Genomic DNA, 24,553 nt, shown 5'->3' on the forward strand with positions numbered 1-24,553 from the left:
TCAACCACGCGTGGAATCCGCGGGCGCGCGCCACAACCCCGCATGCCTGAGCATCCCCAGCGTACGCAGGAGCACGTCGCCACGGTAGGCAGCGACATCGCGGTTCTCGTAGTTGTAGAAGCCGCTGCCCGTCTTCAAGCCCAGGCGCCCCTCCTCCATCATGCGGCCCAGGATGGCTGGCGCCTGGTAACGCGCCGCATCGATGGAGCCGGACATCTCCCGGCTGGCATGATGAAGAATGTCGGCTCCGCCGAAGTCGATGAACTCCACCACCCCCAGCGCGGCGAAGCGCAAACCCAGGCCGAAGCGCGTGGCCTTGTCGATTTCTTCCGCGGTGGCGGCCCCTTCCTCGATCATGCGAGCCGCTTCGTTCATCACCAACGCCTGCAGGCGCGGCACGATATAGCCTGGCGTCGGCCCGCACACCACGGGCAGCTTGCCGATGCCCTCCAGCGCTGCCTTGGCGCGTTCCAGTACGGCAGGATCGGTCCCCTCATGGCGGCTCAACTCCACCACCGGGATCACATAGGCGGGATTCAGCCAATGCACATTGAGGAACCGCTCCGGCCGCTTGACGAACTGTGCAATCTGCGTCACCAGAATGCTGCTGGTGGTGGACGTGAGAATGGCCTCCTCAGGACAATGCTCGTTGATGTGCGCGAAGGCTTCCTGCTTGGCCTCCAGCGTTTCGGGCACGCCCTCGAACACCAATTCGGCCGCTGCCAGCGCCCCGGGCGCAGCATCCGCACGCACCAGTTGTACGCGCTCCGCAATGACAGGCACCTGCTCGGGAGCCAACGCGCCCAGCGCGGCCAAACCCGCCAGGCTGCCTTCAATCTCTGCACGTGCCTCGCCGGCGAGTTTCTCCCAGGCCTCGCCGCTGCGAGTGCGTAGATCCACCAGCGAGACGCGATGGCCCGCATAGGCAAAGGCGATGGCAATACCCCGCCCCATGCGCCCGGCACCCACCGCGACAATGCGCGGCATGCCCTGGATCTCAGCGCCCGTCATGCAGGCGCTCCTTCAGCTCGGCTTGCGGCAGCCCGGCCAGGCCCAGAGACTCCAGTGTGCGTGGCCCCTTGCGAAGATCCCTCCCCAGGAATCCGCCCACGATGGCGAGCAGCCCCTGCGCAATAGGGGCATCCACCCCCGCGTAGCGGGCGGCCGAAGCCAGGAAAGCCAGGCCCATCTCGGTATCTTCCGCGATATAGCGGTGGGTATGCAGATCGATGTGTTCCCGCCAGTCGCCTGACTTCACGAGTTGCTTGTGCGCATCCCCGTACATCCATTTGTCGTTGTTGTAGTGATCGGCCAGCGGATAATGCGGCGCGGCATGGCCGAATGCCTCGCGTACGGCCATACGCTCATGATCCAACTGGTCGGTGACGGCACGCACCGCGGGTTGCGTCCCCTCATTGTGAATGTCCCAACGCTCGAAGTGCTGCAGCGGCGCCGCGTTCATCACCATGAGCGGCGGATGAATGATGGGACCGGCATTCATCAGCGCGCCCGAGAGCGCGTCTCCGCAGCCATGCACCGACGGATAGGCTTTCCGGATCACTTCGATGGCTTCCTTCTCTTTGCGCGCGGGATAGACCCCCGTGGGCAGATGGATGGCCCGAATGGTCAGGTTCACTTCGCGGTCACCGTGCTTGCGGGCAAGGTAGGGCAAGGTACCGGTCTCGGCCCAGGCCACATCGGCCAGGTTGCCCGACTCGCGCACGATCTGCGCCATGACGTAACTGCCGAAGGTGCCTGGCGGGATGAAGACCACTTGCCCGTCCACCAAGTGCGGCGCCATCGCGCGGGAGATGTCGTTCTGTGCAATGGCGGGTGACGGAATCACGATCAGTTCGGCCCCGCGCAGGGCATCGCCCATGTTCGCGGTAGCCAGAGCGATGGGGACGTCGCGCTCGCCCTGCGCGTCCTTCAGGCGAATCGAGCCGGCCTGGATCAGCGAGGCCAATGCGGAAGCATCACGGCGCCACAGGCGCACCTCATGGCCGGCCTCGGACAAATCGGCGGCGGCGGCGTAGCAGCCATGGCCACCCCCTAAAACTGCGATCTTCATGAATATGTCTCCTTGATTGCTCCGCATCGCGCGAAGCAAAAGTGTCCTCAGACATATTCATCGCGGATCAGAGATTTTCTTTATACATCAACATATCCATTATCATGCAATTTATTTGCCGGCCCCATCCTTCGAAGACCTCGCAAAGGAGTGGCTCAAGGGGTGCGCGGGGCGCTCGTGGACACGTTCTGGGCCCAATCGGCCAGCACGGCATGCGCCGACAGATAGCTGGCCACCGCCCGCCGGTAGTCGTTCTGCGCCATCACACGCGAGGCCTCCACCGAGGCCAGTTCGGCATAGGCGTTGACCAGCTCGATCAGGCTGCGCCGGCCCACCTTGAACTGCAGCTCGTACAGCTCCACCACACTGGCCGATGCGCCGATCTGCTGCTCTGCGGCCTTGATCTGCAACTGGCTCTGCGCCATGTCCGCTTCTGCTGTGGCGCTGCGCTCGGCCACATCGCGCTCCAGCAACTCTCCTCGCCGTTCGGCCGCAACGATCTGCCTGGCGGCGCTTTGCGCGGTGTAATCCGCGCTGCGGTCGAAGAAAGCCCAGTTGAGCACCACCCTTGTATAAGACTGGTTGCCCACCCCGGCCTCCAGGTCCACCCGCGGCCAGCGCTGGCGCTCCAGTGTGCGCTGATCGAAACGCACCGACTCGGCCTCGCGCTGCTGCGCCTGCACGCCCGGATGCACCCGGGTAACCGTATCTGCCGGTAGACGCGCGCGCCACTCGGCGCCAAGGGGATCTTCCAGCGTCGGCGTCTGGCGGGTGTAGCGTGTCAGGCGGGACAAGGCCAGCTTCATCGCCTTTTCATAATCCACGATGCGCATGCGCACCTGCAAAGCCCGTGATTGGGCTTGTACCAACTCATAGCGCCGGCCACGGTCGTTGGCCACCACCACCTCCAGATCGCCGATGATCTTCTCGTGGCGCTTCAAATTGCGCTGTTCGGATTCCATCAGCTCCTTGGAGCGCAGCGCCTCCAGATACAGGCCCGTCACGTTGGTGGCAACGGTTTCGCGGGTCTCCACCGTATGTAGGCGCAGGGACTGCTGCTTCAGCGTGTCGCGTTCAATGGCCGAGTCGATTGAGCCCGCCGCATACAGGTTGACGCGGCCCACTACCCCTCGAAATGGCTGGCTATAGTCCGCCGGATTGGACAGATAGCTACCCGCCTGCGCCCCCAGTGTCGGGTAGTGCTGCGCCCGCGTGGCCTCAGCCCGCGATCCGGCCACCTCTTCATTGGCACGCGCCTCCAGAATCGCCGGATCGGTACTGACCGCCTCCTCGATCAACGCCGGCAGGCCCGCGGCCTGGCTGACGCTGAGCACCCCCTGAAAAAGAACCGCCGCCAGGGCGGCCGGCAATCGATGACTCATGATTTTCGTTGCGTCCAATGAAGATGTCCTGGTTCCCAGGAAAGCGATGCGTGTCATCCGAAGGCGGCGTCAAGCCGGCTCAACGCTCGCGAAGAGCCTGCTTCAAGCGCGTGATGGGCTTGGTCAGGTACTGAAACACCGTTTTCTCGCCCGTCTTGATATCCACCGTGGCAATCATTCCGGGGATGATGGGCAGCGCCTTGCCTGTCCTGTCGGTCAGGTGGTTGTCATGCGTCTCGACGATCACCCGGTAGTAAGACTCCTCTGGATTGAGCTTCAGCTCACTCGGGCGGCGGTTGTCCTGCAAGGTATCGGGGCTGATCAGTTTCACGACCCCGTTCAATCCGCCGTACAACGAATAGTCATAAGCCGTCAACTTGACCAGCGCCTGGTCGCTGGGCTTGATGAAGGCCACGTCCTGCGGCCGGATGTAGCCCTCCACCAGTAGCGGGCCTTCGACCGGCACGATTTCCATGATGCCCTGGCCGGCACCGATCACACCGCCCACCGTGTTGATGCGGATGTTCTTCACCACCCCGCGCAGCGGCGCCTTGATCTCCGAGCGCTTCACCGGGTCGGCCCGTGCAACCATGGTTTCCTCGCTTTGCGCGAGCTCCGCCTCTACACGCACGAGCTCGGTGTTGGCATCTGACTGGAATTTGTTGCGCCGCTCGGTAATCTGAAGCTGCAGCTCGTTGGACTGCCGCTTCATCCGCAGGATTTCCACCTCCGATACGACCCCTTTGGCCGCCATTGGTTCGGTGATGGCAATCTCGTTGTCCAGCAGCCGCTTGCTTTGCAGCAGCCCTTGGACCGACTCATTCACAGCGCGTGTACGCGTGCGGTAGGCTGCGGTCTCGCGCGCGATCAGCTCCGCTGGCGCGTCGGCATCAAACTTGAGCGGCGTACCGTATGACTCCGCGCGCAGCCGCACGGCCGTGGCACGCAGGGCATCGACCTTGTTGCGCGATTCGCGGAACACGGCAGACGACCGGGCGGTATCCAGCCTGACCAACACCTGGTCGGCTTCCACCAGATCGCCCTCTCGGACCAACAGCTCCGAAAGCACCCCGGGATCCAGGCTCTGGATCACCTGCTCACGGCTCGAGGGAATCACACTGCCCTGCCCCCGCGTGACCTCTTCCACATTGCTGAAGTAAGCCCACGCCACGAAGGCGGCCACCAGCAGCGTCAGCAGGCCGACGGTCAAGGCCATGCCATAGTGGCGCTCATTCTGCAAAGCCGCATTCAAATCGCTGAGCAAGGCCAGATCAGCCTGCGCCACGGGCGCCCTGCGATCATCACGTTTACGCCACATGAGCTTGCTCCTCGTTGGCCTGAGCGATCGCACCGCCCCCATTGGAGGGTGGAGAAAGAGGCGGGTTCTGGGGCAGGTTCTGCGGCGGCTGGCCGCCCTGCGCTGGCGGATTCCCTCCGCGCACTACGGTCACCCGCGGCTGCACCGCCAACCTGCCCTTGACCGGCGCTGCTTTCGCGCCCACCGCCGGAACTTCGCCGCGCAAGGCTTGCAGCACTTCATCACGCGGACCATCCATGACCACCCGGCCCTGGTCGATCACCACGATGCGCTGCACGAAAGGCAGCACCTGCGGGCGGTGCGTGACCACCACCATGGTCCGCTCCTGCACCCAATCAGCCACGGCCTGCAAGGCTGCACGCTCACTGGCGTCGTCCAACCCGCTGGTGGGCTCATCCAGCAACACCACGCTGGGATCACGCAGGCTGAGCCGGGCCAGACCCACAATCTGCCGCTGCCCGCCCGAGAGGCCATGACCGTCTTCACCAATCGGCATGTTCAGGCCCAAGGGGTGCGATTGCACCATCTTGTCCAGGCCGAAGCGGCGAAGCGCCGTGATCAACTCTTCGTCGCTGGAGAGCCTGTCCATCCGGCCCATCTCCAGGTTGTCGCGCAGCGTACCCATGAAAAGCCTGGGATGCTGGCCCAGCAGGCTGACATGGGCCCGCACATCAGCCGGGTCTATCTGGCGCACATCCATGCCATCCAGCAGTACATTGCCTTCGCTGGGCGGATGCAAGCCCGCCATCAAACGCAGCAAGGTGGACTTGCCGCTGCCGATGCGTCCCAGTATGGCAACTTTCTCGCCCGGCATGATGCGCAGATTCAGCTCTTTCAGCACCAGCGGTCCTTGCGCGCCATAGCGGTAACCGGCGGCATCCAGACCCAATTCACCACGCACCCGGCTCAGGCTCAGGTAGCTGCGCGCGGAATCCCGTTCTGTAGGCCGGTCCACAATGGCATCGATACCGCCCAGCGCCACCCGCGCCTGCTGGAACCGCGCCATCAGCCCGGCCACCTGGGAGAGCGGCGCCAGCGCGCGGCCCGAGAGGATCACGCAGGCAATCAGCGCGCCCATGGTGATGCGCTGCGCCGGGTTGTCCGAATGGATCAGGTAAGTGCCCACCAGCACCAGGAACACCGTGTTCATCTGCTGCACCAGCGTGGAAAAATGCACCACGCCGTTGCTCCAGTCCCTCAGCTTGATGGCCGAATGCGCCGTGGCCGCCGTGTACCTGTCCCAGCGCTGCTGCGCCCAGTTGCTGGCGTTATGCGTTTTCAGCGTTTCCAGCCCTTCAAGGGCCTCCACCGCGAGGCCCTGGCGTTGTGAACTCTCCCGCATGGATTCATGCGTGTATTTGGAAAGGGGCACCTGGGCCAGAAGGCCGACCCCTACCACCAGCGGGATCGTGAGCAGCGGCACCAGTGCCAGCGGCCCGGCCACCACCCACATCACCCCGATGAACAGCAGGACGAAAGGCAAATCCACCAGCGCCAGCAATGAGGCGCTGGTCATGAAATCACGCACCGATTCGAATTCGCGCAGGTTGCTGGCATAGGAGCCGGCCGACACCGGCTTGTGCGCGAGATCCATGGCCAGCACACGCCTGAAGAGCGCGGAGCTGATGATCAGATCCGCCTTCTTGCCCGCCACATCAGTCAGCCGCGCGCGGATGGTGCGTGCGATGAACTCGAACAGGTTGGCCACCAGCACCCCGATCGAGAGCACCCACAGCGTTTCATAGGCGCGATTGGGAATCACCCGGTCGTAGACGTTCATCACGTAAAGCGACCCGATCAGCGCCAGCACGTTGATGACCACTGAAGTCACCACCACCTGCGCGTAGTACCCTTTGAAGCGCCAGATAACCCGCCAGAACCAGCCTTTGTCCATGGTGTACTCAGGCAGTTCGGAGCGCTTCTCGCGACGTGCCGGTACCTTGATGAACCAGCAGTAGCCGAGATACACCTCTTCCAGCCGCCAGGCCGGCCAATAGGCGCGGGATCCGTCTTCGCTCAGAATTTCATAGCTGGTGGAACCATCCGGGTCATGCGAGATGGCTGCCACCACCAGAGCACCGCCTTCGCGCGTAGGCACCAGCACGGGGGCCGCCGCCGCGGGTATGCGTTCCAACGGTCTTTTAGTGAGATAGTTCTCGTAGCCCTGGCTTCTCAGCACCTCCTGGAGGTTCTGCAGATCCACGCCGCCCTTGGCGTTGCGCAGCGTTTGCGACGCCAGCGACTTGGCGGATAGCGGCTGGCCCAACAAGCGTGTCAGCAGTGAGATCTGCTCGAACAGATCGGCATTTTTTTCGGACATGAGGGCCTCGGTCAGCCTAGGTTCGGTATTTGCGCGCCGCGCCCCTCAGAGAGAGCTCGGATTCGATGTGTATCATCATGTAAACAGACCGGAATCGAGTAGTTACGAAGGTGTTAATTCCGCCGTTTTCGGGACGTATTTCACGTTTGGCTTGGCTATCTCGCAGCACAAAAAGCCAAGCTGTTTCTGTGAGGAGTCGTTAGCCATGCAGGAGCGGCACTCCCCATTCCGCGCGGGCACACCCCCTCTTCCTGCTGCGTAAAAACAGAAAAAGGAAGTGCGTGGCGCGTCGATGAAGACCGGAAGCCCTGCTTTTCTTAGATCAGCACGAAGTTGTTCGCATTCGGATTGAGCGGATGCGTGTTCGCCGCCACGCTTTCAGTCGAGAATTTGTCGAGTTGCACTTCGACATAGCCTCCGGTATGCCCGTCGGCATAGTGGACCGTGCCCTCGGCTGTCACATCCTGTCCGTCAATCACCCTGTCGGTTGCCGTGGCGGTCACGCTGAGGGCTGTGATGCCGTGTTCGCTCAGGTGGCTCATTTCATCTGCCTGGCTGATACCGTCGTGGTTGGTGTCCTGCCAGATCAGCAGTTGGTTGAACACCGCGTCCTGTGCATCGAGAATGCCGTCGTGGTTGCTGTCGAGCGAGGCCAGTGCCGCCACTCCGTTGATGAACTGGCCGCCACCGAAATGGGGTGTGAACAATTCGCTTCCGCTGTCGATCGTACCGTTGCCATTCAAGTCAAGGGCCAGCATGCCATCGTTGGACGTATTCCAGGCGACCTGCTCGACTTTGCCATCGCCGTCGACGTCGAACGAGGCGGTCGCACCGAAACGATAGCCATCACCATTCAGATCCAGAATGATCGGATCGGCAGCACCGACGAAATTGCTGGCGCTCAGGTTACCGTAGCCCACGCCGTTGATCGTCATGATGTGCTCGACCACCATCCCGTTATTCCCAGGGTTGGAGTCGTCGGAAATAGATACCGAATAGATGCCTGCGTTGGCGGTACTGGTGTCCGTGCTCGAGTAAACGATAAAAATATAGGGTCTCTCTGCAGGGAAATCTTCAGTTGCTGCCTGGATGAAACCTTCAATGGTGCTGTTGTTGCCATCATTCCCAAGTGAGGTCGTCACCCAACTGCTATTCAAAAGCTCGATCACTTCAACATTCGAATTGATGTTCGTCCCAGCTGACGTCACCGTTTGGAAACTACCATCTGTGTAGTTGGTGCCACCAATAACCACCGATATCTTGTCGTTCGCTACCTCGAAGTTGTTGATCGTTGCAAGCGTGTTATCGTTTTGACTCACACCGGCATGGCTGAAGACGATCTTGTCGGCGGCACCATCGCCGCTGCCCAGATCGATCGCCCAGTTTGTCGTGCTGGTACCGGCATTCACCGTGATCTTGTCAGCTCCCGCGCCCGAGTTGACTACGCTGTTATTGCCCGTGCCCGCGCTGATCACATCATTGCCTGAGCCAGTGCTGATGATGTTCGTGCCCGTCGAGCCCGTGATCGTGAAGCTTTCCGTCTGATTCGACAGGTTCAACGTGGTCGTTCCGCTGGTGGCAGTGATGACGACGTTCTCGACACCGGTGATGTGCGCATCATTGGTGCTGGTGAAACTGGTCGCGAGATTCAGGGTATCCGTACCGCCGCCGCCGTCGATCAGCAACGCGTCCTGCGTGACGCCATTGATGGTGTCATTGCCCGTACCGCCATAAATGATGTCGGCCCCCCCACCGCTGTTGATCGTGTCGGCGGTGCCATCCCGGCCCAGCAGTATCTCCCGGCCCGCAGTGCCGTTCACCGTGTTGCCCGTTCCATTGCCTTGCCGGACGATATTGACGGTAGCCACATCCGATGTGTTGCCATCGCTGTTGGTCACCGTGTATTGGAACGATCCGGTGGAACCAGAAGTCAGGGTGAACGTGATCATCCCGCCAGACTGGCTGACCGAGAGCCCGCTGCTGGCGCCGCTCAAATTAATGGAAACGGCGTTACCCACCGCATCATTGCCCAGCAACGCACTGATCGGTATCGATGCCGACGTGGCGTCGGTCAAGATAATGTCGTCGCGCGGCGATCCAACGTAGTTGACATTCAGCGTCTGCGTGGCCGAGGCTTCGTCGCCATCGCGATCGACCACCGCGTAGCCCAGCGTCTCGCTGTAGCTGCTCTGCGCGACCGAGGGCTGGTATTCATACGCGCCCGTCGCGAAGTTGAGCACCAGCGTGCCGCCTTTGAGTGTGGTGATGGTCGCCGTGTGCGTGACCGAGTCGTAGGTGGAACGATTGGTGCCGCTGACCGACAGACTTCCCGTCGCATGGTTGTAGCTGTATGTAGTCCCGTCGATGGTGAGTTTGGACACGCTGCCGCCATCGCCTCCGAAGCCCAGGTTGCTGTTCGACAAGTCACCCGTCAGGAGATTGCTGATCTTGGAAGGAACATGGATGGTGCTCTGCAGCACGCCATCCAACTGGCTCATGTCTGTGACCAGCACGCCATTGGTGTTGGAGCTCGTAGCGCCGTTGTATGCAATGGGGTTGATGTTGGCCTGCGCACCAGAGCCAAGACCCGTGCCAATGCCCAATGCGAATGAATTGATTTGATTCGTCGTCAGGAAATTGGTCCAGGTGGCTTCCTCGGTGGTATTGATGCCGTTGCTCGTGGAAGAAGGATCGCCATCCGTCAGGAAGTAGGAAACGTTCTGTCCATTCGAAAGCTTGCCGGATGCGGCGAAGCCGGAAGTCGCGGCTGACAGAGCGGCATCGTAGTTGGTCCCCCCGTCGGCCGACAAGCCTTCGATCAGGATCTTGGCCTGGTTCGCCGTCAGCCACGTAGCCTGGGCAGTGCCGCTGCTGCTGAATGTGACGACCTGAACACGCACTTCTCCATACTGGTCGTATCCGTCGATGAGGTTGTAGATCGCTTCCTTGGCCAACTGCAGGCGTGTTTTGCCCTCCACCCCTGAGTCGTAATCCATACTCCCCGAAAGATCCAGAACCACCATCAAGTTGGTGTTCACCGAGCTGACAGAGGCGCTTACCGAAGCGTCTGCCGCTCTCGGCGAGTCGTCTTCCACCGTCACGGAGAAGTTGACCGGAGTGGAAGTATTCACGCCATCGCTGACGGTGGCTGAGAATCCCATCGACAGCACGTCCTCGATGCCAGGATTGCCGCCCGCGGGGTGATCGACAGGCCCGAGCAGAGTGGCGGTATAGCTGGCCGAATAGGTCCCGCCAGTGCCCGTGATCCCGCCAACCGCGATCGTCATCACCGGGGTGCTGCCGGCGCTGCCAGTCAGCGTATGCGTGCCCGCGTCCCACGTCCATGTCACGTTCACACCACTTGACGTGACGGCGCCGGATACCGGCCCGCTCAGCGCCACCGTCAATTGGCCCGCTGTGCTGTCTGTGTCGGTGATACTGATCGTGCCGCCGATCTGTGTCTGGTTGGTCGTATCTGTTGGCGTACCTACGGTGTCTATCAAGCCGCCCGACAAACCTTCTTCCGAGACGATGCCGGAAGTGATGCCCGTAAGATGAGGAACTTGAGGCACAGGCGGTATGTCTATGATCGTGCCCTCGCCCAAGGAATCAGTGGCCGTCACCCCTGCCGGCAGCGTGCCCAGCGTCACAGTCACCGTCTCGTTGGCCTCGGCAATCGAATCATTCAAAGTCGTTAAGGTCACCGTGGCCGTGGTTGAACCCGCCGGGATCGTCACCGTCGCAGGCCCTGCGGTGTAGTCGGCGCCTGATGTGGCCGAGCCGCCATAGGTCAGCGGAATCGTGATGGGCGTGGCACTGGTACCACCAGACAACGTTATCGTGTAAACCAGATTACCGCCTTCGCTGACGGATCCTGCATCGCTGATCGCGACAGTCAAGGGAGGCGCGTTGTCCAGGATGGTGCCTTCGCCTATTGGATCGGTCACTGTCACGCCTGCCAGCGAAGGTGTACCCAGGTGAGCAACCACTGTCTCGGAGCTTTCGGCAATCGTGTCGGTGCTCGTCGCCACCGTCAGCGTCCCTGTGGTCTGGCCCGCCAGGATCGTCACGTTGGCCACACCCGTATAGTCGCTGCCGTCCGTTGCCGTGCCCGTGTACGTCACGGGAATCGTAATATCGGTAGCACTGGTGCCACCAGACAGGGTCACCGTGTAGACCAGGTTGCCGCCCTCGGTGACTGACGCTGCGTCGCTGATGGCTACCGTCAATGTCGGCGCACTGTCCAGGATCGTGCCTTCGCCTATTGCGTCGGTCACCGTCACCCCTGCCAGTGAAGGCGTACCCAGATTCGCAATCACTGTCTCAGAACCTTCGGCAATCGTGTCGGTGCTCGTCGCCACCGTCAGCGTACCCGTGGTCTGGCCTGCCAGGATCGTCACGTTGGCTACGCCTGTGTAGTCGCTGCCGTCCGTGGCCGTTCCCGTGTACGTCACAGGAATCGTGATATCTGTACTTGCCGTTCCGCCGGACAGCGTCACCGTGTAAATCAGGTTGCCGCCTTCGGTCACTGACGCTGCATCGCTGATCGCTACCGTCAGTATCGGTGCACTGTCCAGGATGGTGCCCTCACCCGTTCCATCAGTGACTGTCACGCCCGCCAGCGAAGGTGTGCCTAGGTTGGCAATCACTGTCTCAGAGCCTTCAGCAATCGTGTCGGTGCTCGTTGCCACCGTCAGCGTGCCTGTGGTCTGGCCTGCCAGGATCGTCACGTTGGCTACGCCTGTGTAATCGCTGCCGTCCGTGGCCGTTCCTGTGTACGTCACAGGAATCGTGATGTCCGTACTTGCCGTTCCGCCCGTGAGCGTGACTGTATAGACCAGGTTCCCACCTTCGGTCACTGACGCTGCATCGCTGATCGCCACGCTCAGTGTCGGTGCGCTATCCAGGATCGTGCCTTCGCCTGTTGCATCGGTTACCGTCACCCCTGCCAGTGAAGGTGTACCCAGATGGGCGATCACCGTCTCAGAGGGTTCAGCGATCGTGTCGGTGCTCGTCGCCACCGTCAGCGTACCCGTGGTCTGACCCGCCGGGATCGTCACGTTGGCTACGCCCGTGTAGTCGCTACCGTCCGTTGCCGTGCCCGTGTACGTCACGGGAATCGTGATATCGGTAGCACTGGTGCCACCAGACAGGGTCACCGTGTAGACCAGGTTGCCGCCCTCGGTGACTGACGCTGCATCGCTGATGGCCACCGTCAATGTCGGTGCGCTGTCCAGAATCGTGCCTTCGCCTATTGGATCGGTCACTGTCACGCCTGCCAGTGAGGGTGTGCCCAGGTGAGCGATCACCGTCTCGGAACCCTCAGCAATCGTGTCAGTGCTTGTCGCCACCGTCAGCGTCCCTGTGGTCTGGCCCGCCAGGATCGTCACATTGGCCACACCCGTGTAGTCGCTGCCGTCCGTGGCCGTTCCCGTGTACGTCACAGGAATCGTGATGTCCGTGCTTGCCGTTCCGCCCGTAAGCGTTACTGTATAGACCAGGTTACCGCCCTCGGTCACTGAACCGGCATCGCTGATCGCTACCGTCAGTGTTGGTGCACTGTCCAGGATGGTGCCCTCACCCACTCCATCAGTCACCGTCACGCCCGCCAGCGATGGCACACCTAGGTGGGCAATCACCGTCTCAGAGCCTTCGGCAATCGTATCGGTGCTTGTTGCCACCGTCAGTGTGCCCGTGGTCTGACCCGCCAGGATCGTCACATTGGCCACGCCCGTGTAGTCGCTGCCGTCCGTGGCCGTGCCCGTGTACGTCACGGGAATCGTGATGTCGGTCGCACTGGTGCCACCGGACAGGGTCACCGTGTAAACCAGGTTGCCACCTTCGGTCACGGAACCCGCGTCGCTGATCGCCACTGTCAGTGTCGGCGCGCTATCCAGAATCGTGCCTTCGCCTGTTGCGTCCGTCACCGTCACGCTTGCCAGCGAGGGTGTGCCCAGGTGCGCAATCACCGTCTCGGAGCCTTCGACAACCGTGTCGGTGCTTGTCGCCACCGTCAAGGTGCCGGTGGTCTGACCCGCCAGGATCGTCACGTTGGCTACGCCTGTGTAGTCGCTGCCGTCTGTTGCTGTACCCGTGTACGTCACGGGTATCGTGATGTCCGTACTTGCCGTTCCGCCTGTGAGAGTTACTGTATAGACCAGGTTGCCGCCCTCGGTCACTGACGCTGCATCGCTGATCGCCACGCTCAGTGTCGGTGCGCTATCCAGGATCGTGCCCTCACCTATTGCGTCGGTCACCGTCACCCCTGCCAGCGAAGGTGTACCCAGGTGGGCGATCACCGTCTCGGAGCCTTCAGCAACCGTATCGGTGCTTGTCGCCACCGTCAGCGTGCCTGTGGTCTGACCCGCCAGGATCGTCACGTTGGCTACGCCTGTGTAGTCGCTGCCGTCCGTGGCCGTTCCCGTGTACGTCACGGGAATCGTGATATCGGTCGCACTAGTGCCACCAGACAGGGTCACCGTGTAGACCAGGTTCCCGCCTTCGGTCACTGAGCCCGCGTCGCTGATCGCCACTGTCAGTGTCGGCGCGCTATCCAGAATCGTGCCTTCGCCTGTTGCGTCGGTCACTGTCACCCCCGCCAGCGAAGGCGTACCCAGGTGCGCGATCACCGTCTCGGAACCTTCAGCAACCGTATCGGTGCTCGTCGCCACCGTCAGCGTCCCCGTGGTCTGGCCCGCCAGGATTGTCACATTGGCCACGCCCGTGTAATCGCTGCCGTCCGTGGCCGTGCCGGTATAAGTGACCGGGATCGTGATATCAGTAGCACTGGTGCCTCCAGACAGGGTCACCGTATAGACCAGGTTGCCGCCCTCGGTCACTGAATCCGCATCGCTGATGGCCACCGTCAGTGTCGGTGCACTGTCCAGAATCGTGCCTTCGCCTGTTGCATCGGTTACCGTCACCCCTGCCAGTGAAGGTGTGCCCAAATTAGCAATTACTGTCTCAGAGCCTTCAGCGATCGTGTCAGTGCTTGTCGCCACCGTCAGCATGCCCGTAGTCTGACCTGCCAGGATCGTCACGTTGGCCACACCCGTGTAATCGCTGCCATCCGTTGCCGTGCCCGTGTACGTCACGGGGATCGTGATGTCGGTACTTGCCGTTCCGCCTGTGAGCGTTACTGTGTAGACCAGGTTCCCACCCTCGGTCACTGACGCTGCATCGCTGATGGCCACCATCAGTGTTGGTGCGCTATCCAGGATCGTGCCTTCGCCTGTTGCATCGGTTACCGTCACGCCTGCCAGCGAGGGTGTGCCCAGGTGGGCAATCACCGTCTCGGAACCCTCAGCAATCGTGTCAGTGCTTGTCGCCACGGTCAGCGTGCCCGTGGTCTGACCCGCCAGGATCGTCACGTTGGCCACGCCCGTGTAGTCGCTGCCGTCCGTGGCCGTTCCCGTGTACGTCACGGGAATCGTGATGTCGGTACTTGCCGTTCCGCCTGTGAGCGTGACTGTGTGGACTAGGTTGCCGCCCTCGGTCACTGAGCCCGCGTCACTGATCGCCACCGTCAGTGTCGGCGCGCTATCCAGGATCGTGCCTTCGCCCACTCCATCGGTCACCGTCACGCCTGCCAGCGAAGGCGTGCCCAGGTGGGCAATTACTGTCTCAGAACCTTCGGCAACCGTGTCGGTACTCGTTGCCACCGTCAGCGTGCCCGTGGTCTGACCCGCCAGGATCGTCACGTTGGCCACGCCCGTGTAATCACTGCCGTCCGTGGCCGTGCCGGTATAAGTGACCGGGATCGTGATGTCGGTCGCACTGGTGCCACCAGACAGGGTCACCGTGTAAACCAGGTTACCGCCTTCGGTCACGGAACCCGCATCGCTGATGGCCACCGTCAGTGTCGGTGCGCTATCCAGGATCGTGCCTTCGCCTATGGCGTCGGTCACCGTTACCCCTGCCAGCGAAGGCGTACCCAGGTGAGCAATCACTGTCTCGGAACCTTCAGCAATCGTGTCGGTGCTCGTCGCCACCGTCAGTGTGCCCGTCGTCTGGCCTGCCAGGATCGTCACGTTGGCTACGCCTGTGTAGTCGCTGCCGTCGGTAGCTGTACCCGTATAAGTGACTGGGATCGTGATGTCGGTGGCACTGGTGCCACCGGACAAGGTCACCGTGTAGACCAGGTTCCCACCCTCGGTCACTGACGCTGCATCGCTGATGGCTACTGTCAGTGTCGGCGCGCTATCCAGGATCGTGCCTTCGCCCGTTGCGTCCGTCACCGTCACGCCTGCCAGCGAAGGTGAGCCCAGGTGGGCAATCACTGTCTCGGAACCTTCAGCAATCGTGTCGGTGCTTGTCGCCACCGTCAGCGTGCCTGTGGTCTGACCCGCCAGGATCGTCACATTGGCCACACCCGTGTAGTCGCTGCCGTCTGTTGCTGTACCTGTATAGGTCACAGGGATCGTGATGTCAGTCGCACTGGTGCCGCCAGACAGGGTCACCGTGTAAACCAGGTTGCCACCTTCGGTCACCGAGCCCGCATCGCTGATGGCCACTGTCAATGTCGGTGCGCTATCCAGGATGGTGCCTTCGCCCACTCCATCGGTCACTGTCACACCCGCCAGTGAAGGTGTGCCCAAGTGCGCGATCACCGTCTCGGAACCTTCAGCAACCGTGTCGGTGCTCGTCGCCACCGTCAGCGTACCCGTGGTCTGACCCGCCAGGATCGTCACGTTGGCCACACCTGTGTAATCGCTGCCGTCCGTGGCCGTGCCCGTGTACGTCACAGGAATCGTGATGTCCGTACTTGCCGTTCCGCCCGTGAGCGTAACTGTATAGACCAGGTTGCCGCCCTCGGTCACTGAGCCCGCATCGCTGATGGCAACAGTCAGCGGAGGTGCGTTGTCCAGAATCGTGCCCTCACCTATGGCGTCGGTCACCGTCACCCCTGCCAGCGAAGGCGCACCCAGGTGCGCAATCACCGTCTCAGAGCCTTCGGCAATCGTATCGGTGCTTGTCGCCACCGTCAGCGTACCCGTGGTCTGGCCCGCCAGGATCGTCACGTTGGCCACGCCCGTGTAGTCACTACCGTCCGTGGCCGTGCCGGTATAAGTGACCGGGATCGTGATGTCGGTGGCACTGGTGCCACCAGACAGCGTCACCGTGTAGACCAAGTTGCCGCCCTCGGTGACTGACGCTGCGTCGCTGATGGCTACCGTCAATGTCGGCGCACTGTCCAGGATCGTGCCCTCACCTATGGCGTCGGTCACCGTCACCCCCGCCAGTGAAGGTGTGCCCAAGTGCGCGATCACCGTCTCGGAACCTTCAGCAACCGTGTCGGTGCTCGTCGTCACCGTCAGCGTACCCGTCGTCTGGCCTGCCAGGATCGTCACGTCGGCCACGCCCGTGTAATCACTGCCATCCGTGGCCGTGCCGGTATAAGTGACCGGGATCGTGATGTCAGTCGCACTGGTGCCGCCAGACAGGGTCACCGTGTAAACCAGGTTGCCACCCTCGGTCACTGAGCCCGCATCGCTGATGGCCACCGTCAGGGGAGGCGCGCTGTCCAGGATGGTGCCTTCACCTATTGGGTCGGTCACCGTCACGCCTGCCAGTGAGGGTGTGCCCAGGTGAGCAATCACTGTCTCGGAACCTTCAGCAATCGTGTCGGTGCTTGTCGCCACGGTCAACGTGCCTGTGGTCTGACCCGCCAGGATCGTTACATTGGCCACACCCGTGTAGTCGCTGCCGTCCGTGGCCGTGCCCGTGTACGTCACGGGAATCGTGATATCCGTGCTTGCCGTCCCACCAGACAGCGTCACCGTGTAAACCAGATTGCCACCCTCGGTCACTGACCCGGCATCGCTGATGGCGACAGTCAGGGAGGCGCGCTATCCAGGATCGTGCCCTCACCTATGGCGTCGGTCACCGTCACCCCTGCCAGTGAAGGCGTGCCCAGGTGGGCAATCACCGTCTCGGAGCCTTCGGCAATCATATCGGTGCTCGTCGTCACCGTCAGTGTGCCCGTAGTCTGGCCCGCCAGGATCGTCACGTTGGCCACGCCCGTATAGTCGCTGCCGTCCGTGGCCGTGCCCGTGTAGGTCACAGGGATCGTGATGTCAGTGCTTGCCGTCCCACCAGACAGCGTCACCGTGTAGACCAGGCTGCCGCCCTCGGTCACTGACGCTGCGTCGCTGATGGCTACCGTCAATGTCGGTGCGCTATCCAGGATCGTGCCCTCACCTATGGCGTCGGTCACCGTCACGCCTGCCAGCGAAGGTGTACCCAGGTGCGCAATCACCGTCTCGGAGCCTTCGGCAATCGTGTCAGTGCTCGTCGTCACCGTCAGCGTCCCCGTGGTCTGGCCCGCCAGGATCGTCACATTGGCCACGCCCGTGTAGTCGCTGCCGTCCGCGGCCGTGCCCGTGTAGGTCACAGGAATCGTAATGTCCGTACTTGCCGTTCCGCCCGTGAGCGTGACTGTGTAGACTAGGTTGCCGCCCTCGGTCACTGAGCCCGCGTCACTGATCGCCACCGTCAGTGTCGGCGCGCTATCCAGGATCGTGCCCTCGCCTATGGCGTCGGTCACCGTCACGCCTGCCAGCGAAGGCGTGCCCAGGTGGGCAATCACCGTCTCAGAGCCTTCAGCAATCGTGTCAGTGCTCGTCGTCACCGTCAGTGTTCCTGTGGTCTGACCCGCCAGGATCGTCACGTTGGCCACGCCTGTGTAGTCGCTGCCGTCTGTAGCTGTACCCGTGTACGTCACAGGAATCGTGATATCGGTGGCACTGGTGCCGCCAGACAGGGTCACCGTGTAAACCAGGTTGCCACCTTCGGTCACCGAGCCCGCATCGCTGATGGCCACTGTCAATGTCGGTGCGCTATCCAGGATCGTGCCTTCGCCCACTCCATCGGTCACTGTCACACCCGCCAGTGAAGGTGTGCCCAAGTGCGCGATCACCGTCTCGGAACCTTCAGCAACCGTGTCGGTGCTCGTCGTCACCGTCAGCGTACCCGTCGTCTGGCCTGCCAGGATCGTCACGTCGGCCACGCCCGTGTAATCACTGCCATCCGTGGCCGTGCCGGTATAAGTGACCGGGATCGTGATGTCAGTCGCACTGGTGCCGCCAGACAGGGTCACCGTGTAGACCAGGTTGCCGCCTTCGGTGACCGACTCCGCATCGCTGATCGCCACCGTCAATGTCGGAGCATTGTCCAGAATCGTGCCTTCTCCCGTAGCGGTGCCCACGTGCAGGGTGTATGTCTCATCGCCCTCGGCAATCGTGTCCGGTACTGACGGCACGCTCACCGTAAAACTGGTTACCCCAGCAGCCACCGTGATGGTGCCATCGCCGTTGTTGGTCACACCCGGACCGAAGGTGGGAGCGCCATGATCGCCAGCACTGGTGGTCACGTCCATCAGGCTGAACGTGAAGGTCGTCGGGTTGGACGACCCATTACTCAGCGTCACCGTATGTACCAGCGTGCTGCCTTCGTTCTCGGTGGCGTCGCTTACGCTGGCGATCGTCGGTGCCGAGTCCTGATCTGTGATGGTGCCTGTTCCGGAGCCATCGGTTACCGTTACGCCCGCCAACGAAGGCGTACCCAGGTTGGCAATCACCGTCTCGCTGCCCTCGAATACTCCATCAGTGAGGGTTGGTACCGTCAGCGTGCCTGTCGTATGACCTGCCAGGATCGTGACGCTCGCCACGCCAGTGAAGTCACTGCCATCCGTTGCCGTGCCGGTATAAGTGACCGGAATGGTGATATTCGTGGCCGCAGTTCCCCCGGACAGCGTGACCGTGAATACCAGGTTGCCCCCTTCGGCCACGGCTGCGGCGTCACTGATGGCTACGGACAGGGCGGGTGGCGGCGCGTCGTCCGGTGTCACCGTCACTGTCACGGTGCTGGTGGTGGTACCGCCATGGCCATCGTCCACGGTGACAGTAAAGGTGTCTGTACCCGTCCAATCAGTGTTGGGCGTGTACGTGTAGCCACCGTCCGGGTTGACAACGACCGTGCCGTGGGAAGGGTTGCTGCCCTTGCCATAGGTGAGCACATCACCATCGACATCGGTACCCGTCACCCGGCCACTTACCGAGGTATCTTCAGGGACGGTATGTTGGTAGTTGCCAACGCTGGGAGGATCGTTGACTGGTGTGACGTCAATGGTGACGGTGCTGGTGGTGGTACCACCGTGGCCATCGTTGACCGTGACGGTGAAGCTGTCAGGCCCGTTGTAATCCTTGTCGGGCGTGTAGGTGTAGCTGCCGTCCGGGTTGACGGTAACTTTGCCATGGGAAGGGTCGCTGCCCTTGCCATAGGTCAGCGTGTCGCCGTCCTCGTCGCTGCCCTGGACCCGGCCAGTCAACGGGATGTCTTCGGCGGTGATCTCGTTGTAGTTGCCGATCGTGGGCGCGTGGTTGCCTGGCGCCGGAGGAGGCGGGGGCGGTGGGGGAGGAGGTGGCGGGGGAGGTGCATCGCCACCGCCCCCACCGCCACCGCCGCCGGCAGCGGCACCTATGAGCAGTGCGCCGCCTATCAGGGCGAGCGGTGAAACGCCGCTACTGGCAGGCCACAGGGCTGTGGGGTAGCTTTCACCACCCAGAGCCTGGCCGGTCAACACGTTCGGGCTCAGATTGCTGAGAGCCTGGGCAGATGCGCCGCTCTCCGGGATGTAGTAGTAATACAGGCCGTCTTCGGCACGGGCAATGAGGCCGTGGTCGTTCTGGTCGTCGTAGTAGCCTTCCACGATGACATCGGGGTTGGCGATGTCGGATTGCTCGAACGCCACGTGCAAGTCCTTGCCGACACGCTTGACCGCAATGTTTTCCGGGCCGGTCCCAGTCTGTTCGTTGATCAGCTCGACATTGAGGTTTTTCTGCCCACGCAGATCGATGTGCAGCGCCTTGCCCTTGGCACCCGCACCGGATTCAACCTGGTATTGCCCAACGGCCCGGCTGCTGTCATTGATTTTGATCTGAATATTCATTTGATGACCACTTGAGTGAAGCTTTGTAGAAACAGCGCGCGCTCAAAAGCGATGCGGCAAGACTCCGCAGGGCGCTGGGCTTGGTGGTGTCAGGAAGCGCTGCACCCGCTACGGGTGACGCGCGCCAGGGTATGGGCTTGGCGGACTTGTAGTGAAGTGATCCTGCCGATCTGGTCGGCGGACGCAGGAGTGAGATTGGCTTGGCCGCCGGCGCCTTCAGTGACTTTGAAGTACTGCATGGGCCGGTCGTCGATGCGGATGGGCTGGCCTGCCAGCTTGGTGCTGTAGCGCTGTGCGACGTCGTTGAAGTGGGCCGCCAGGGTGTGCTGTCCGGGACAGAGGCTTTGCTCGGTATAGGTGTTGCCGACCAGCGAGGCTTGGTATTGGCCGTTCACATAAACGTTGACGGGCTGATTGGCGTTGGCGCCGCCAGCTTCCCGGTAGAACACCACCGCCACCGGCTTCATGGCGCCTGGCTGACCCTGCGCTGCCCGCGGCACCTCGTCTTTGGTCATCTGCCATTTTTCGACCGGACCGCCGCTACCGGCACAGCCCAACAGCATCCAAAATCCGGCTATGCATGCCGCCAGTTTGACGACCCGGCCCGCCGCTGACCGATGCCCGCCGTGTGCTTGCCAAGCATCGTGGAAATTCTGAATAACCTCTCTGGTATCTGTGGATGTGCCACCACTCTCTTGAACGACGCCCATTGCCTACCCCTTAACAATTCACACAAATTCACACCAAAACTCACAAAATGTGACCTTTGGAAATTTTCAGTTTCTATTGTCGTTTCCAGAAAAAGCGAGGCAATACCGCAAAAAGAGTACAAAACAGGGCGAAATTTAGAATCTTTGAGTGCTACGCAATCTTTAGGTTGACTTTTTGTTACCAATCCTAAAATAGGCACTGAAACAAATCAGTGACACCTTTGCATGTCACCGTTATCCCTGCTGGCAAGGCTTTCCCCGCATCAAGGGAAGACCAAGGCATCTGCGCTTACCCGGGCGCAGACCTTCAAAAGGTATATGGATGGTGCTGATGCCGGCGCCTGGTCTGAATACTTAAGACGCAGGCGATTACTTTCTTTGGTTTTATGCAGCGCAAAAAAAATAGCGCTGCACCGTGACATTTTCACGCTCCAAGTTGGAGCGCCAAAAGGCAGCTCGCGCCTGTTTGAATTCATTTTTACTATTCCAGCGAGCGGGCGCCCCTCTCGCCCATGCCTCCTGGATGGCCTCTGCTTTTTCCAGTGGCAGTGAGGAAAAGACTTTTGCGACCCCTCTCCCGCTCTTAGCTCGCGCTCATCGTGGCGTCCACCCTGAGTGGGAATAAAGCCACGGTACATCGAGCAAACGCGCTCCCAGGAACTTGATGGACATATCCCGGCCCAGGCGCACAAGGCCGGTAGAGTGAAATATCTGCCCGTTGCGAATCGAGCGCGATTGCACGCGGGCGCAGCGTTGCCAGCGTGCTAGGGCATAGCGCCTGAGGCGCGTGGGTACATCCACTGCATCCATGGTCAAGGCGTGAGCAAGTCCTGCCGCATCTTCAATGGCCATGCCAGCCCCTTGTGCCAGAAAGGGGCGCATGGGATGAGCGGCATCCCCCAGCAAGACCACAAGTCCTCTGGCCATCTGCTCCGCCTGTTCTACCGGAGCACGATCAGCCAAAGCCCATAAGCGCCACGCGTATTCGTTCACCGAAGCATCAGGTGCGGCCGAGATCAGTTCCCGCAAGGGTGCGCAGGTGTTCCCCATGACGCGCTGCAAGTCTTCGGCATGAGCGCCATGGTCCCAGCTCTGAGCATCTTCCGGTGGCGCCCCCTGCACGATCACCACCACGTTCATCCATTCGCCGCACCGCACCGGATATTGGATGACGTGCAGACGCCGGCCGAGCCACGCCGTGACTTCGGTGCTGCGCAGCCTTTCCGGCAGTGCCGACTGCCTCAGCAGGGCGCGATAGGCCAGATACCCGGTCATGCGTGGCGGCTCATCCGCCAGTAGCTGCTGACGTACAGAGCTCCACAGACCATCGGCACCGATCAAGACATCGCCTTCCACGCGCGTGCTTTGTCCGACGGTAACGGTAACGGCCCGCCCGTCGTCAGAGAAGCCAGCCAAGGCCTGGCCAAGATTGACATGCACATCCGCCTGCTGGGCCAAGGCCCGCACAAGCAATCCATGGATGTCAGCGCGGTGAATGGTGGCGTAGGGTGCCCCGTAGCACGCCTGCATGTGCTTCCCAAGAGGCAACACGCCCAGCGTCCCTCCGCTCGAAGCATTGCGCACACACAGACGCTCAGGAAATGCGGCCACAGCGCGCAAGGCATCGCCCAAGCCCCAGGCCTGCAGGATGCGGGTGGCATTGGGCCCTAGCTGAATACCAGCCCCCACCTCGCTGAACATTGGCGCACGCTCGTACAGCCTGACCGCACAGCCTGCGCGCGCCGCCGCCAGAGCCGACGCTACGCCCCCGATACCACCACCTGCGACCAATACATCCAATGCGCTCATGACCGCCGATTGTGCCGTCATGCACTAGGGTGTGTCCGGCGAGGTACCTGACTCCAGGCTCCGTGATCTGCTCTGGCCGCCTGCGGAGCCCTCGCGGCGAGTTATCCCCTATTGCGTTTCTCCTTCAGCAGTGTCATATTTGAGAAATGATGTTCTCAAATATGGAACAACTTATTTTTCCGAAAGGAATTACCCGATGACAATCACAGGAGCTTGACTGCCATGGATGAACTCATCGTGCGAGACGACGGTCCCGTCAGAGTGATCTCGATCAATCGCCCCCACAAACTGAACGCTTTGAGCAATGGCGTGGCCAAAGGCCTCGAACAGGCCTTCAAGGAATTCGATGCCTCACCCCAGAAAGCAGCGGTGCTGGCTGCCGAGGGACGCAGTTTCACGGCCGGCGCGGACATCAACGATCTGCCGGAGTTCTGGCGCTGCGTTCCGACGGTAGGCATCACCACCGACAAGCCCGTCATCGCAGCGGTTCAGGGCTGGTGCGTAGGCGGAGGGGTCGTGATGGCGGCCATGGCCGATCTCTGTGTGGCCGCGGACGATACGACCTTCTGGTACCCCGAAGCCACTCTGGGCTTGACCGGCGGGATGATCTGCGCGCTGGCGGGCCGCATCCCGCACAAGGCGGCGATGGAAGTCATGTATCTGGCCCGCAAAACCAGTGCGCAGCGGGCCTACGAGATGGGGCTGGTGAACCAGGTCGTACCCGCAGGCCAACAACAGGAATCCGCCATAGCGATGGCTCATGAACTCTCGCGGCTGGCTCCGTTGGTCTTGCGTTCCATCAAGCGCATCGTGAACAACCACGTGCTACCCAAAGGCCCGGCGGAAATCGCTGCCAGCATGACCAGGGACAACCTCGTGATCACGGGCAGCCAGGATTTTCAGGAGGGCCGTGCGGCCTTCCGGGAAAAACGCGCGCCGCAGTTCACGGGCGCCTGACGACCACAGACATCCGGCAAACGCCGGGCATTCCCAGCCTTCATAACAACCACACTGGAGACAAGATGAAAACGCGCACTCTGCTCAAATGCATGGCGTCACTGACACTGATTTCCGCTTTCGCGCCAGCGCTTGCCGACAACTTCCCTGTCAGGCCGCTGAAGATCGTGGTGCCTTTTCCAGCTGGAGGTGGTTCCGACATCGTCGCCCGTCTGTTGGCCAAGGGCATGCAGGCGAATCTCGGCCAGCCCGTTTTAATCGAAAACAAAGGAGGCGCAGGTACCGTCATCGGAACGGAGGCGGTCGCCAAGAGCCCAGGAGACGGCTACACAATGCTGTGGATGGCCACGCCGTTCTATATCAACGCCACGCTGGTCAAGAAGCTGCCCTACGACACGCTCAAGGATCTGACCCCGGTCGTCGATATTGTCTCCGGCCCGCTTGCGCTGGTGGTCAATCCCAGCTCGCCCTGGAAAACCCTGGGGGATCTCGTCAACGCGGCCAAACAAGCGCCCGGGAAGCTGAGCTATGGTTCTTCCGGTAGCGGCGGGTCGCCTCACATTGCGACCGAGATGCTGGCCGTGGCCGCGGGGGCAAAGTTCACCCATGTCCCCTATCGCGGAAGCGCGCCCGCCATGAACGACCTGCTCGCGGGCCAGACACAATTCCAGCTCGACACGATCACGTTGCTCAAGCCGCACATCGATGCAGGGAAACTGCGCGCCCTGGCGATCACCGGCAAGAAAAGGGACGCTTCGCTGCCTAACGTTCCGACCATTGCCGAATCCGGCTACGCAGGCTTCGAGGCCCTCTCCTCCATGTCGCTGGCCGTGCCCTCGTCCACTCCTGCGGATGTCGTCAAGAAGCTCAACGCGGCCGCCATGCATGCGCTTGCCGACAAGGAGACGCGCGAAAGCCTGAACAGCCGCGGCTGGGACATCATCGGCAACTCCGCCGATGAAGCCAAAGAGCGATTGGCCTCCGAGATCGAACGCTGGGGCAAGGCCGTCCGTGCGTCCGGGGCTTCCGTCGAATAG

General features: G+C 61.7%; 11 protein-coding genes. 2 read left to right on the forward strand and 9 right to left on the reverse strand.

The annotated features are described in order from the left end of the window. The 9 genes from WJU18_RS22920 to WJU18_RS22960 all read right to left on the reverse strand — a co-directional run bounded on the left by WJU18_RS22920 (position 1) and on the right by WJU18_RS22960 (position 22,580). The gene (locus WJU18_RS22920; protein WP_423455842.1) at positions 1-1,011 is read right to left on the reverse strand and encodes a 3-hydroxybutyryl-CoA dehydrogenase; all 1,011 of its coding nucleotides are present in this window, start codon (positions 1,009-1,011) and stop codon (positions 1-3) included. Further along, the gene (locus WJU18_RS22925) at positions 998-2,071 is read right to left on the reverse strand and encodes an NAD/NADP octopine/nopaline dehydrogenase family protein (RefSeq protein WP_423455844.1); all 1,074 of its coding nucleotides are present in this window, start codon (positions 2,069-2,071) and stop codon (positions 998-1,000) included. The genes WJU18_RS22920 and WJU18_RS22925 overlap by 14 nt, the downstream gene beginning before the upstream one ends. Before the next feature lie 155 nt (positions 2,072-2,226). Beyond that, positions 2,227-3,453: a TolC family protein gene (locus tag WJU18_RS22930; RefSeq protein ID WP_423455846.1), complete on the reverse strand. Its 1,227-nt coding sequence runs from the start codon at positions 3,451-3,453 to the stop codon at positions 2,227-2,229. A 79-nt stretch (positions 3,454-3,532) separates the two neighbouring features. Then, entirely contained in the window at positions 3,533-4,771 is a 1,239-nt protein-coding gene (locus WJU18_RS22935; RefSeq protein ID WP_423455848.1) for an HlyD family type I secretion periplasmic adaptor subunit, read from the reverse strand. Continuing rightward, positions 4,761-7,091 (reverse strand): type I secretion system permease/ATPase, encoded by a 2,331-nt coding sequence (locus WJU18_RS22940; protein WP_423455849.1) that lies wholly within the window; start codon positions 7,089-7,091, stop codon positions 4,761-4,763. The genes WJU18_RS22935 and WJU18_RS22940 overlap by 11 nt, the downstream gene beginning before the upstream one ends. A 317-nt stretch (positions 7,092-7,408) precedes the next feature. After that, positions 7,409-16,900 carry a Calx-beta domain-containing protein gene (locus WJU18_RS22945; RefSeq protein ID WP_423455851.1) on the reverse strand — a complete coding sequence of 3,164 codons (9,492 nt, stop codon included), beginning with the start codon at positions 16,898-16,900 and terminating at the stop codon, positions 7,409-7,411. 26 nt (positions 16,901-16,926) lie between these two features. Next, on the reverse strand, positions 16,927-20,040 hold the full coding sequence (locus tag WJU18_RS22950; protein ID WP_423455852.1) for an Ig-like domain-containing protein: 3,114 nt from the start codon (positions 20,038-20,040) through the stop codon (positions 16,927-16,929). 89 nt (positions 20,041-20,129) lie between these two features. Next, positions 20,130-20,555 (reverse strand): hypothetical protein, encoded by a 426-nt coding sequence (locus tag WJU18_RS22955; RefSeq protein WP_423455853.1) that lies wholly within the window; start codon positions 20,553-20,555, stop codon positions 20,130-20,132. A 789-nt stretch (positions 20,556-21,344) separates the two neighbouring features. Beyond that, entirely contained in the window at positions 21,345-22,580 is a 1,236-nt protein-coding gene (locus WJU18_RS22960) for an FAD-dependent monooxygenase (RefSeq protein WP_423455855.1), read from the reverse strand. 201 nt (positions 22,581-22,781) lie between these two features. On the opposite strand from WJU18_RS22960, the gene WJU18_RS22965 reads away from it, so the two are divergent. Together WJU18_RS22965 and WJU18_RS22970 are read left to right on the forward strand one after the other, a co-directional pair. Further along, positions 22,782-23,516, forward strand: coding sequence for an enoyl-CoA hydratase/isomerase family protein (locus WJU18_RS22965; protein WP_423455857.1), 735 nt, complete (start codon positions 22,782-22,784; stop codon positions 23,514-23,516). 65 nt (positions 23,517-23,581) lie between these two features. After that, a complete protein-coding gene (locus WJU18_RS22970; RefSeq protein ID WP_423455859.1) occupies positions 23,582-24,553 on the forward strand; it encodes a Bug family tripartite tricarboxylate transporter substrate binding protein in 972 nt (323 codons plus the stop codon).

It is taken from the genome of Ottowia sp. VDI28 (assembly GCF_049532675.1).
In the GTDB taxonomy this organism is placed as follows: Bacteria; Pseudomonadota; Gammaproteobacteria; order Burkholderiales; family Burkholderiaceae_C; genus Ottowia.

Bases quoted from the DNA above. Each gene is read 5' to 3' on its own strand.
- WJU18_RS22925 (WP_423455844.1), bottom strand. From the start codon at position 2,071: ATGAAGATCGCAGTTTTAGGGGGTGGCCATGGCTGCTACGCCGCCGCC.
- WJU18_RS22960 (WP_423455855.1), bottom strand. From the start codon at position 22,580: ATGACGGCACAATCGGCGGTCATGAGCGCATTGGATGTATTGGTCGCA.
- WJU18_RS22935 (WP_423455848.1), bottom strand. From the start codon at position 4,771: ATGTGGCGTAAACGTGATGATCGCAGGGCGCCCGTGGCGCAGGCTGAT.
- WJU18_RS22930 (WP_423455846.1), bottom strand. From the start codon at position 3,453: ATGAGTCATCGATTGCCGGCCGCCCTGGCGGCGGTTCTTTTTCAGGGG.
- WJU18_RS22970 (WP_423455859.1), top strand. From the start codon at position 23,582: ATGAAAACGCGCACTCTGCTCAAATGCATGGCGTCACTGACACTGATT.
- WJU18_RS22965 (WP_423455857.1), top strand. From the start codon at position 22,782: ATGGATGAACTCATCGTGCGAGACGACGGTCCCGTCAGAGTGATCTCG.
- WJU18_RS22920 (WP_423455842.1), bottom strand. From the start codon at position 1,011: ATGACGGGCGCTGAGATCCAGGGCATGCCGCGCATTGTCGCGGTGGGT.
- WJU18_RS22955 (WP_423455853.1), bottom strand. From the start codon at position 20,555: ATGACCAAAGACGAGGTGCCGCGGGCAGCGCAGGGTCAGCCAGGCGCC.
- WJU18_RS22950 (WP_423455852.1), bottom strand. From the start codon at position 20,040: ATGAATATTCAGATCAAAATCAATGACAGCAGCCGGGCCGTTGGGCAA.
- WJU18_RS22940 (WP_423455849.1), bottom strand. From the start codon at position 7,091: ATGTCCGAAAAAAATGCCGATCTGTTCGAGCAGATCTCACTGCTGACA.